Origin of the sequence: Asaia sp. VD9, assembly GCF_037150015.1 — a bacterium.
Lineage (GTDB): Bacteria > Pseudomonadota > Alphaproteobacteria > Acetobacterales > Acetobacteraceae > Asaia.
Window position 1 is genome coordinate 356,794 of the sequence record NZ_JBBCQM010000002.1, and the last position, 12,054, is coordinate 368,847.

General features: G+C 60.4%; 7 protein-coding genes. 4 read left to right on the forward strand and 3 right to left on the reverse strand.

All coding sequences use genetic code 11. The features are described 5' to 3' along the window. Positions 1–130 precede the first annotated feature (130 nt). On the forward strand, positions 131–3,187 hold the full coding sequence (locus WFJ47_RS04000) for a hypothetical protein (protein ID WP_336761001.1): 3,057 nt from the start codon (positions 131–133) through the stop codon (positions 3,185–3,187). A 243-nt stretch (positions 3,188–3,430) separates the two neighbouring features. Here the strand turns inward: WFJ47_RS04000 and WFJ47_RS04005 are convergent, their stop codons facing one another. Further along, positions 3,431–6,253, reverse strand: a complete 2,823-nt coding sequence (locus WFJ47_RS04005; RefSeq protein WP_336761002.1) for an Rne/Rng family ribonuclease — start codon at positions 6,251–6,253, stop codon at positions 3,431–3,433. Positions 6,254–6,772: 519 nt separating this feature from the next. Between WFJ47_RS04005 and WFJ47_RS04010 the strand changes: the two genes are divergently transcribed. Beyond that, positions 6,773–7,678 carry an N-acetylmuramoyl-L-alanine amidase gene (locus WFJ47_RS04010; RefSeq protein ID WP_336761003.1) on the forward strand — a complete coding sequence of 302 codons (906 nt, stop codon included), beginning with the start codon at positions 6,773–6,775 and terminating at the stop codon, positions 7,676–7,678. 239 nt (positions 7,679–7,917) lie between these two features. After that, a complete protein-coding gene (locus tag WFJ47_RS04015) occupies positions 7,918–9,489 on the forward strand; it encodes a 2-isopropylmalate synthase (RefSeq protein WP_336761005.1) in 1,572 nt (523 codons plus the stop codon). 322 nt (positions 9,490–9,811) lie between these two features. Here WFJ47_RS04015 and WFJ47_RS04020 read toward each other — a convergent pair whose 3' ends face one another. Both WFJ47_RS04020 and WFJ47_RS04025 read right to left on the reverse strand, forming a co-directional pair. After that, on the reverse strand, positions 9,812–10,306 hold the full coding sequence (locus WFJ47_RS04020; RefSeq protein WP_336761007.1) for a hypothetical protein: 495 nt from the start codon (positions 10,304–10,306) through the stop codon (positions 9,812–9,814). 23 nt (positions 10,307–10,329) lie between these two features. Then, positions 10,330–10,599 (reverse strand): hypothetical protein, encoded by a 270-nt coding sequence (locus WFJ47_RS04025; RefSeq protein WP_127100291.1) that lies wholly within the window; start codon positions 10,597–10,599, stop codon positions 10,330–10,332. A gap of 398 nt (positions 10,600–10,997) precedes the next feature. Between WFJ47_RS04025 and WFJ47_RS04030 the strand changes: the two genes are divergently transcribed. Next, a complete protein-coding gene (locus WFJ47_RS04030) occupies positions 10,998–12,044 on the forward strand; it encodes a rod shape-determining protein (protein ID WP_127100289.1) in 1,047 nt (348 codons plus the stop codon). The last annotated feature ends 10 nt before the right edge of the window (positions 12,045–12,054 follow it).

The window sequence follows — 12,054 nt, forward strand, 5'->3', positions numbered from 1 at the left end:
TTGCGCTTGGCGCATGGGACGCGGAGCGCGGTTAATTAGGCTCTCAAGCGTCAAGACCTGGAAGATATACGAAGAATATGCTACATTTCCAATATGATGCAAATAAAGCATCATATTCCCGGAGAAAATATTGAAATATATTCGTGCTCGCGCACTGCTTTTGTGCGCTGGTATCGCGACCTGTGCGCCCGTCTGGGCACAGGTTGATGATATGCCCCTGAAGCGCTCTGATATCGGGAAAGGAGGTGGTGTGGCTGGTCTGGACGCGACTCGACGCGTGACCAATGACGTGTCTAATAATACGGTTGTGAGCCGCCATATCGAGTTTCCTGATCATAATCAGGAGATTGTTTTCAACACCGGGTCTCCGGATTCGAATAACCGGCAGATCCACATCGGGTACGACCTCGATAAGAAAAAAGTTTATTTTACCAATGATCATTACGGTAATATTTACGACTTCAACGGCACACTAAAAACGTCGTCGTTACGCGCAGATGACGTCGTGCCATCGCGCCTTTTGTTGGAAAATCCAGGCAATAGCGTCGTATTCAACACAAACTCCCTCGATAGCAACAATCCCTACGTGCGTATCGGTTGGGACCCCACCAAGAATGCGCTCGTGTTTACCAATGATCGTTACGGCAATGAGTTTCGCTTCGAAGGCAACGTCAATGCGAGAGGGATCAATGCGGAGGGTATGAAACCCGGCTTGGTTGAGTTTGACAAGCCCGGTAAGGAGATTGTCTTTGATACGCTCTCCCTCGATACAAACAATCAGAAGGTCCATATCGGTTATGACCTTGCCAGCAACAGCGTCTATTTCACCAATCAAAGATACGGCAATAATTATAGTTTCAATGGACCGGTCCGGGCCAGCGACTTCGTCCTGAATGGCGGCCGATTGCTGGATGCGGGTTATTTTGCCGCCGATGCGTTCAGCAAAGGGGCACCAGACAATGATCGCTCACGCCTCTGGATGAGCAACGGCGCTGACTGGGGTAACCTTCATCCCGATACGCTCATGCTGGGTGGTGCGCGAGATGGCCAATACATGCATATCAAGGCCACGTGTACGAATACTTCCGGCGGCGATGAGGGAGGGTCCTGCTATCAGTTCACCGATATGCGCGGCCCGCAAAACTTTCATCGTGGGGGCGCTGGCAACACCGATGGCATCAATATCGATGCCCGTTCTCAGGGCAATGGCCCTCTGGACATGCTTGGTGGGAATGAGCTGATTACCAATGCCGACGGGACGCACCGCGTCGGGGGCAGCCTTCATGAGACGCTTGCGCTTGCCAAGGCAGGGCAAAGCTTCATCAATATGACCGAGGTGACGACTTGCGGTCCAAACCTTACCTGCCTCGCCAGTGGCGCCAAGTTCCGGACGAAGGATGGAACATTGGTCGATGAGGCGCCGGCCATCGCGGAAGAGGTGCCGATTTTCGCTGCTGACGGAAAGACCCAGATTGGCGTTGATCACCGCGTGACCCTGTCCAGCGGATATAGTCTTGCAAGCGATCTTGCCGCCCACGCAACACTGACCCTCAAGGTCGTCTCTCGGGACGGTAAGGCCTATGCCTACCGTTTCAAAAACGCCCATGAAGTCGTGGTCTATCCCAAGCTCTCGGACGAGGAGGCGGCTGTCTTCCGGGGGCGCATGTCGATGTTTACCAATATCGTCAATGGAATGGCTTCCACCGAGAAAGGCGGCAATACGGATTATCCGAATTATTACTACGGCTATTTCGCGGGGCTCGACACCAGCACAGGAGATGACGGAACCGGGATTTATGTCGAGGCAAGCTTCTATCCCGGCACATCTTCTGCGCGGGCTGGCTTCGTGACTCTGGCGCACCCAGACGTGGACAGATTTGGCGTGACCGGTCAGCCGGGAACCAATAAGGGCGATCAGATCGATTTCAGCGGGATTTCCTATACCGGCCCTGATGGCAAGGTCTATCAATCGACTCAGACACATCGCTATCGCTATCCGGCTCTGTTCTTCGGCATGAGTACGAAGAACTTCAACTCCTACAGCCTTCAGCAATATACGCGCCCTGTGGATGGTCTGACACGGGCTTTCGATAACGAGTGGGATTTCTGGATGACGGGTACCCACCCGGGCGAAACAAGCTCGCGCGGGTTGACCATGACTTGGAATGGTTCGACCCTGCCTCTTTCACCTGATTCCTGGATGTTGAACCTCGCGGGTAATAACGTGATGCCCGTTGGTCTCGATGTGAATGGTGTCTTCCCTTACGGTGGCCGCCTCATTCGCTCCGACGCCGCTTTCAACGTGTTCCGCAACCGCGACGGAAATGCTCCCGGTAACGTGGGCGACACACAATCGGTCATTTCGTTGGGGCAGGGTATCATGGGTAGCGAGTTCCGTGACTCCTACGCCGTCTCGGCGGCTGCGGAACGTGGCGCGACACACCTTGTGGTCAAGGGCGCGATCGCCGGGTATCTGCGCGCTTCGCCAGCGGCGCTGCAGATGACCTCTTCCAACGCGGCAATTCAGGCTGCGCTGCCTCAGGGAACGAATACAATCACGGCCATCAACGTGGACGAACGGGCAGGCGTGACGCAGATCGATCTGGCGCAGCCACTGGCCGCGGCCATTTCGGCCAATGGAGCAACGATCAGCTTTGCTCTGCCTTCAAAGTTCGTTGCCCTGCATGGCTATGTCTCTCGTGACGGGCAGGAAAACCCGTCCTATCACCTCGGTGCTCTCGAATCCGGGGACGATCTTGAATATGTTGCGCGCCCCGATTGTAGCGATGCCTCCAAGATTTCCTGCCATCAAGCGGGTCAGCTCGTTTTCGATCCCGCGGGAATTCCCTCGGGAATTGGTCTGGGTGTCGGTAAGGGAAGCGAGATGGATTACAGTCTCGTCGCGAGGGCAAAGGGCAATGTGGTCATCACCCATGGTCTCGAGCTCGGTTCTGCCCGCGGTGGTCAGAACCCGCGTCTCGTTGGTCAGGGGGCCGATACTGTCCAGTTTCTGACAGCTTCGGGAGAGCCTGCACGTTTGAACGTCGGAACCCTTATCCAGAAGTTGGAGACGCCCGCCTCATCGAGTGCGGCATGTAGTCCGGGGCAGACGCAGGATGACAGCAATTATCACTATGTCTGCGTTGCCAGTAATCGCTGGAAGCGCGTGGCTCTGAGCGACTTCTGAGTTTCAGACATTCCGCTTCTGCCTCTGTCCTGATCCTTATGCTTCACGACGGGGCGGACCTCATGGCGTTCGACACATGGCGGTGAGAGGATGCTGGTACCAGCGACGTTGTTCATCAACGTCAGTCGGTGTCTTGTCGAGCATGTGAGTACAAGCTGAGCGGCTTGTCATCACCATCAAGATCAAAAAAACGGGGCGGTGTGAGCCGCCCCGTTTTTTCTCGTTTTTGAACGTTGATGGTGCTTAGCGCTTCCACCAGCCGGTACGTGGCTTGGCGGGAGCAACCTCATCGACATTGATGGGCTGGACCACGGGGGGCGCATCCTCGGCCTTTGCCTTGCTGCGGCTCCCACGGCCCTTGGCTGGTGCCTTGGGCTCCGCGGCCACCGGGGCGGCATCAGTGTCTGCTGCCTTGCGCGGCGTACGACCACGGCGGGGCTTGGGTGCCTCCGGTTCGCTTACTAGGGCGACCGGTGTGCCCTCTGCGGCTGCGGCCTCCCCCGAAGTCTCGGCGATCTCGGCTGCAACCGGCGTCTTGCGCGGGCGACCGCGACGGCGCGGAGCCGGCTTCTCCTGTTCGGCTTCCGCCACTGCGAGAGGCTCGCGAACGGGCAAAGCCGCTTCTGGCACGGGCGCAGAGGGGGCAGGCTCCGATATCTCCGCAGCCGCAGGTCGACGACGCGGGCGTGAGCGACCCTTTCGCCCTTCAGCCTCGATGCCATGACGCGACGTTTCGGCCTTGGGTTCGGCGGCGGATTGCGAAGCTTCGACCGGGACAGATTCAGCCAATGTGGGCTTGGGTTCCGTATTAAGCGCGGAAGGCGCCCCCAGACGCGATTCAGCCTGCTCAATCATGTCGAAGATATCGAACGATGCACCACCGAACGGATTGGCCGGAGTCGGTCCCTCCCAGCGGCTTTCCTTGCGCTCCGGCGTATTGCGACGCTCCTCGGTCGGGCGTGCGTCACGTGTCGGCTCGGCGCGCTCATCACGGGAAACGCGACGGGTGCGCATGCGACGACGACCCGGAACGATCAAGGCCTCAGCCTCGCTCAGGCTGCTTTCCTCGGAGGGAGCCTGTTCCGGGGTGTTCCCGGAAATTTCGGCCTCATCGTCGGTCTCGGCGGTGGCGTCGCGCTGCTGGTCGTCACGGCCCTGTCCATCGCGGAACTCGTCGGAGCGGCGGCCATTGCGACGGCGGCGGCGACGGCGGCGGCGGCCGCCCTCTTCACGCGTACCTTCCTCGCGACCGTTTTCGTCACGGGTTTCCTTGGACTGCGCGGCGTCAAGCTCCTGCTCGAGCTCCTCTTCCTGCACGACAGAGGTTGCGGGCTCCACCTGAACGCCAGCCTCATGATCATCACGCTCACGCACCGCCCGCTGCTCGGCAGGCACCTGCGGACGCAAACGCTCGATACGCAGATCGGCGGGGGTCAGGCTGTCATCAGGCTGGAACGACACGCGCATGCGGTGACGCTGCTCAATTTCAGCGAGCCATTCACGCTTGTTGTTGAGGATATAAAGAGCGATCCCCGAGGTGATGTGTACGCTGATTTCCGCGGCCTTCTGCTTCAGGCCTTCCTCATCGACGGCGCGCAGGACATGCAGGGCAGCGCTCTCGACGCCGCGGACATGACCTGTGCCCTGGCAATGCGGGCAAGGTACAAGTACGGCTTCGGAAATCGAGGGACGCAGACGCTGACGCGACATTTCGAGCAGGCCGAAATGCGAGATCCGGCCGATCTGGATACGTGCACGATCCGAGCGCAGCGCATCCTTGAGGCGCTTCTCGACCATCGCGTTGTGCTTGCGGCTTTCCATGTCGATGAAGTCGATCACGACAAGACCGGCAAGATCGCGCAGCCGCAGCTGACGCGCCACTTCCTCCGCGGCTTCCAGATTCGTACGGACCGCCGTGTCCTCGATATTGCGCTGGCCGGTCGAACGACCCGAGTTCACGTCGATCGACACCAGTGCCTCGGTCTGGTTGATCACCAGATAACCACCCGATTTCAGCTGAGCCGTGGGTGAGAAGATCGCGTCCAGATGGCCTTCCACATGATAGCGGCCGAACAGGCTCTGGCTCTGGTCGCGCCAGAGTTTCACCTTGTTGGCGTTGTGCGGCATCAGAAGGCGCATGAATTCGCGCGCATTCTTCCAGGCCGGTTCGCCATCGATGACGATTTCCTCGATATCCTTGCTGAACAGGTCACGGATGGCGCGCTTGATCAGGTTGGCTTCTTCATAGATCAGCGTTGGCGCAACCGATGAAAGCGTGTGATTGCGGATATCGTCCCAGAGCTGCAGCAGGTATTCGCAGTCGCGGGTGATCTCGGGACCAGGGCGCTGGGCACCGGCCGTGCGCACGATCATGGCCATGCCGCGTGGCAGATCCAACTCGGCAATGATGTCACGCAGGCGCTTGCGATCGCTGTCCGAGGTGATCTTGCGCGATACGCCGCCGCCACGCAGGGCGTTGGGCATCAGCACACAATAGCGACCGGCCAGCGAGACATAGGTGGTCAGCGCCGCACCCTTGTTGCCCCGCTCTTCCTTGACGACCTGCACGAGCAGGATCTGGCGGCGTCGGATGACTTCCTGAATCTTGTAGTTGCGCAGGAAGCGCGCCGTGCGACGGGCGGCTGCGCCTTCGTCACCGGTGTCGTGCTCACCCCCCACCGTTTCGGGACGGGCTTCGAACTCTTCCGTCTCGGCCGTGTCGGCCTCGGGCACAGCAGGCGCGTCCTGTTCATTCTCGGCGCGCTCATCGGCACGCAGGTCTTCATCCTGCAGGGCGAGCAACTTTTCGCGGTCAGCAACAGGAATCTGGAAATAATCCGGATGAATTTCGCTGAACGCCAGGAAGCCGTGGCGATTGCCGCCGTAATCGACGAAGGCGGCCTGGAGGCTTGGCTCTACGCGAATGACCTTGGCGAGATAGATATTGCCCTTGATCTGCTTCTTGGACGACGTTTCGATGTCATAATCTTCGAGACGATCACCATCCATAACCACGACGCGGGTTTCTTCCGCGTGGGTGGTGTCGATCAGCATACGCTTGTTCATAAATAGGGAGACTCCGGTCGGCCTTTGTCACGGCCGGGTGCAAGCCCTGTGCAGACACAGTGGCTGTTCCGGCGCGCGCGGCAGAATGTCGAGGCGTGGTTTGTGAAAAAAGGCCATCGGACCAGCGCTCGCGGAACAGCGTCGGACGCAGGGCAAAGCCCGCTCCGGTAGTTTTCCACAAAACGAGACTGGCAGATTTCATGCGGCCCCTGCGAGTTGTCATCTGCGCCCCGGGTTCGAAGACTGACCTCTCTTGACATCCAGCGGCTGTGCCAGCGGGAAGGGAGGGCTCTTGCAAACCGTGATGACGCGCGAAGCATGGCGGAAAACGGGAGCGGCGCGTCAGATAACGCCCCTGTGTACGGGGCTGCGTCCTGGCGCCGGATCGACCGTTTCGTGATCCTTCTCCCACAGGATGACGTAAAACGGCGATCCGTGCAAGACGCTCGCCCCTGCCATGTTGACACCGCATTTCTACGCCAGAAAATAGACAGTCGCTCTTCCTGTTTGAGGTCGCTTATGCCCGTTTTCGATCCGACCCGCCGTCAGGTGGCGAATCTGCTTGGCGGGTTGTTGATGACCGGGGCATTGTTGAGGCCGCTCACGGGGTTTGCTTCGGCCCACAAGAGCGCGGTCCATAAGAGCGTCGCGCATAAGCCAGCGCATCATGCCTCGGCGCACGGTCCAGCCAAGGCGCCTGCGGTGATCGGTACGGCCGCCCCGCCCCGTCCGGTCATCATGCTCGACCCTGGCCACGGAGGGAAGGATCCCGGAGCGATCGGTGTGAGTGGCACTTACGAGAAGCACATCGCCGCCGCCGCGGCGAAGGAACTCTACCGTCAGATCAAGGCGTCAGGCCGTTATGACGTGGTGATGACGCGCGCGGATGATCATTTCATTCCGTTGGAGGGGCGTGTCGATCTGGCACATCGGCACAAGGCCCAGCTCTTCATCTCCATGCATGCCGACGCGCTGCATGATCCTGATGTGCGCGGGGCCAGTGTCTATACATTGTCCAATGGTGCGTCCGATGCTCAGACGGCCTCGCTGGCCCAGACCGAGAACAGTGCGGATCGTTTTGCCGGGCCAGCATTTCACGGCATGTCGTCCGAGGTGCAGGATATCCTGGCAAGCCTCGTCAATGAAGAAACCCGGCGCGGCTCTGCCCATATGGCGGCCAGTGTCGTTTCGGCATTCCAGCCGCGTATCGGCCTGCTGCGCCACCCGGCACGGCACGCCGCCTTCGTGGTGCTGAAATCTGCCGACATTCCCTCTGTGCTTGTGGAGATGGGATTCATGTCCAACCGCCATGATGAGGCGGCCTTGCGTCAGGGGGCGTATCGGCAACAGGTAGCCAGCGCCATGAGCGCAGCGATCGATCGCTATTTCGCTTCCACGACAACGAATATTGCGCGCGCAGGGTAGAAATTGTCGCGGTCGCGCTAGGCAAGACCCTGTCTTTTACAGTAGGAAGGGCGTCATGGACATTCTGACGCCCTTCTCCAGCATAGGATCCCGTGCCGCCGCACGCGCTGATCTGTGCCCGGGCCTCCTCCTTCGTACGCTTCGACTTATCTGCCCCTGAGCGCATTTCGCCGCCGGGTTCTCCGGCGCGTTCAGGGGGTTCACGATCTTGTTGTCCAAAGCCACGAAAAGAGACTGCCATGACCATCTCCCATCCTTCCTTCGGCACGGTTGCTGACGACCGCGTCATTATTTTCGACACGACCCTGCGCGATGGTGAGCAATCACCCGGCTTCTCGATGAACCTCGAAGAAAAGATCCGCATGGCGAAAGCCCTGGAGGAACTGGGTGTCGATGTGATCGAGGCAGGTTTTCCCGTTGCCTCTCCCGGCGATTTCGAGAGCGTGCAGAAGATCGCCGAAACCGTGCGTGAGTCGGTTGTGTGCGGTCTGGCCCGGAGTGGTGGCAAGCGTGACATCGAGGCTGCAGGGGAGGCGATTGCGAAGGCTCCGCGGCGGCGTATTCACAACTTCATCTCCACGTCGCCGCTTCACATGAAGTACAAGCTGCGCATGGAGCCGGAAACCGTGCTGGAGTTGATCGCCCAAGGCAACACGGCATCACGGCATTTTACCGATGACGTGCAGTGGTCGGCCGAGGACGGGTCGCGTACCGAGCCCGATTTCCTGTGCCGTTGCGTCGAGACGGCCATTCGCCATGGTGCTACTACCATCAACATCCCCGACACGGTGGGCTTCACCACGCCGGAGGAATTGCAGGCCATCTTCACCATGCTGCGCGAGCGCGTGCCGGGTGCGGAGAAGGTGATTTTCTCGACGCATAACCATAACGATCTGGGACTGGCCGTGGCCAACACTCTCGCAGCCGTGGCAGGCGGGGCGCGTCAGATCGAATGCACCATCAATGGGATCGGGGAGCGCGCAGGTAATGCGGCGCTCGAGGAAATCGTGATGGCCATCCGTACACGTCGCGACAAGATCCCGTTCCAGAACCGCATCGAGACGCCGCGTCTGCTCGGGATTTCGCGTTTGCTCGCAAATATCACCGGCTTCGACGTGCAGCCCAACAAGGCCATCGTCGGTCGCAACGCCTTCGCGCATGAGAGCGGTATCCACCAGGACGGTATTCTGAAGAATGCCGCAACATATGAGATCATGACGCCCGAGAGCGTGGGCTGGAGCAAGACGTCGCTGGTTCTGGGCAAGCATTCGGGCCGCGCAGCTTTTCGCGACAAGCTCAAGGCGCTGGGCTACGAGTTGCCAGATGAGAAGATTCAGGACGCGTTCGAACGCTTCAAGGTTCTGGCTGACCAGAAGAAGACCGTGTTCGACGATGATATCCGTGCGCTCGTCGATGATGAGACTCGCGATCACGACCGTATTCGCTTTGTCTCGCTCGACATTCAGGCAGGCTCGCGCCGTCCCGCCGAAGCCGAGCTTGAGCTGCTGGTCGATGGCACTGTGCGCAGTGCGAAGGTGACCGGCAATGGCCCGGTCGACGCAGCATTCAAGGCGATTGGAGAAATCTTCCCGCATGAGGCGGCTCTCGAACTGTTCTCGGTCGGCGCTGTGACCGAAGGGACGGATGCCCAGGCCAAGACTACTGTGCGCCTGCAGGAAGGCGGCAAGATGGTGGATGGTCAGGGTGCAGATGCCGACACAGTCGTTTCCGCCGTGCGCGCCTATGTCCATGCGCTGAACAAGCTGCTGATCAAGCGCACCCGGGGCGAGCCTGAAGCGCTGACTGCCTGAGGATGAGAAACTGTCAGAGCCCTCGCGAGTATCGAGCTCGTGGCGGCTTCGATGGCCCTACGGTTGAGACGTCAGCCAGAGCGCCGGCCGATATTCCGGTCGGGCGCTCTCGCTTCGGATAGGAGCCGAAGTTCACGCACTTGGTGTACCCTACACCGCTTGTCCATTCAGCAAGGCGACCGCCGGAATGAGCGCCATTCGCGTTCTTTTTCAGAGGCCGATGGCGCAGCTCATATACAGAAAACCCCGGAAGCCATGATCGGACCGCCGGGGGCTTGATATGGAATGGGCGGACCGTCTGGGCTCTCGTTTACCGGCGCGCTCAGTAACCGCTGCCGTAGCCCTGATTATAGGCGGGATAGCCCTGCGCGGTGGGGTAGCCATTCTGCGGGTATCCCCCTTGCGGGTACGCAGCCTGTGGTTGCGCCGGGTAAGCCGGGGCGGCGTAGCCATTCTGCGCGGGCTGGGCATATTGCTGGGGGTAGGCCTGCTGGGGCGCCTGGTTGTAATAACCCCCCTGATTGTAATACCCGCCCTGGCTGTAGGTATTACTCGGACGGTTAGGCGTTGTGGCCGCGCCACCGGCAGCGCCTACAAGCCCGCCGGCCAAAGCCCCGATTGCAGCGCCACGTCCGCCGCCCGCCAGGGCACCGATGGCCGCACCGGCACCACCCCCGATCAGGGCGCCAGACCCGGCACGTGCGCCAGGGTCATATGGGCTTCCGCAGCTGCTGAGCAGAGTGCAAAGACCCGCCACCCCCAGAGTTGCGGCAAGCCGTGTTGGCAGGCTGGTCGAATTCGGGGAGGGCGTGGTCATTATACTCTCTCAGTCAGGTCAGATCAGTAGCCGGAACGCGGACGGTTCGGGGTGGTTGCTGCACCGCCAGCCGCACCGAGGGCGCCACCGGCCAGCGCACCGATAGCAGCGCCGCGACCACCGCCTGCCAGAGCGCCAATGGCTGCACCGCCGCCAGCGCCGATCAGGGCGCCCGAACCGGCACGTGCGCCCGGATCATAGGGGTTGCCGCAAGCGCTGAGGCCGAGCATGCCCACACAGGCTGTGAGAGCCAGAAGCTTGCTCGGGCGGATCGAAATAGAACGCTTGGTCATGGTCTTGGGTATCCTAGGTCATTCAGTCAACACTGCACGAACGGAGCGCGGTTTCCCGGGTTTCCCGGGTCCACTCAGACGTGAACAGGTTGGCGTCATATCGCCATGGGACGCGCGTTCTTACCGTGGCGCCAAAATGGCAGAGAAGCGATGGTTTGTAACGCAAGGTAACCCCTGCCAGGGCCGGGTGGCAGGGATCCGGGATTGTGGTCATTAAACTGCAATTTTCCCGCAAGGGGTCTTGCTCCCCACCCTTGGCCCCGGTAAGCCCTGCGCCAGAATATCTCGCGTCATGACTTCCATGCCCCCGGTATCTCCTTCCGAAAAAGGAAGGAATGTCGGCGAAAAGGAGCCAGGGCGCCACCCGCGCGCGCAAATCTTTCGGCCAGGAGGCTTGAATGTTCTCACGTCTGCTGGGTCTCATGTCGGCAGACATGGCTATCGACCTCGGCACCGCCAATACGCTCGTTTATGTCAAGGGACGCGGTATCGTGCTCGACGAGCCATCCGTGGTTGCCATAGCCGAGGTGCGAGGCAAGAAGCAGGTTCTCGCCGTTGGCGAGGAAGCCAAGCTGATGGTCGGGCGTACCCCCGGCAATATTACGGCCATCCGCCCGCTGCGTGACGGCGTAATCGCCGATTTCGAAGTGGCGGAGGAAATGATCAAGCATTTCATCCGCAAGGTTCATAATCGCCGCGCCTTCGCCAGCCCGCAGATAATCGTCTGCGTACCTTCGGGCTCGACGGCTGTCGAGCGTCGCGCGATCCAGGAGAGCGCCGAGAGTGCCGGTGCGCGCAAGGTGATGCTGATCGAGGAGCCCATGGCGGCGGCGATCGGCGCGGGTCTCCCGGTGACCGAACCTTCGGGCAGCATGATCGTCGATATCGGCGGCGGCACGACCGAGGTTGCGGTGATCTCGCTTGGCGGCATCGTTTATGCGCGTTCGGTGCGTGTGGGCGGCGACAAGATGGACGACGCCATCATTTCCTATATCCGCAAGACCTTCAATCTGCTGATCGGCGAGAGCTCGGCAGAGCGTCTCAAGATCGATATCGGCTCGGCGTGTCTGCCGGATGACCCGCGTGATCCGGGGCCGGTCAAGGAGGTCAAGGGACGCGATCTGATCAATGGTGTGCCCCGTGAGGTTTTGGTGAGCCAGGCCCAGGTGGCGGAGAGTCTTGCCGAGCCGGTGATGCAGATCGTGGATGCCGTCACCACGGCGCTCGAAAACACGCCCCCGGAACTCGCTGCGGACATCGTGGACAAGGGAATTGTGCTGACCGGCGGTGGCGCGTTGCTCTATCGTCTGGATGATGTGCTGCGCAATGCGACAGGCTTGCCGGTGACGGTGGGTGAGTCGCCATTGTCCTGCGTGGCGCTGGGCACGGGGCGCGCACTGGAAGAGATGCGCCGCCTGCGGAATGTCCTGATCTCGATGTACTGATAACCAGGGA

Bases quoted from the DNA above. Each gene is read 5' to 3' on its own strand.
- WFJ47_RS04005 (WP_336761002.1), bottom strand. From the start codon at position 6,253: ATGAACAAGCGTATGCTGATCGACACCACCCACGCGGAAGAAACCCGC.
- WFJ47_RS04010 (WP_336761003.1), top strand. From the start codon at position 6,773: ATGCCCGTTTTCGATCCGACCCGCCGTCAGGTGGCGAATCTGCTTGGC.
- WFJ47_RS04015 (WP_336761005.1), top strand. From the start codon at position 7,918: ATGACCATCTCCCATCCTTCCTTCGGCACGGTTGCTGACGACCGCGTC.
- WFJ47_RS04020 (WP_336761007.1), bottom strand. From the start codon at position 10,306: ATGACCACGCCCTCCCCGAATTCGACCAGCCTGCCAACACGGCTTGCC.
- WFJ47_RS04025 (WP_127100291.1), bottom strand. From the start codon at position 10,599: ATGACCAAGCGTTCTATTTCGATCCGCCCGAGCAAGCTTCTGGCTCTC.
- WFJ47_RS04030 (WP_127100289.1), top strand. From the start codon at position 10,998: ATGTTCTCACGTCTGCTGGGTCTCATGTCGGCAGACATGGCTATCGAC.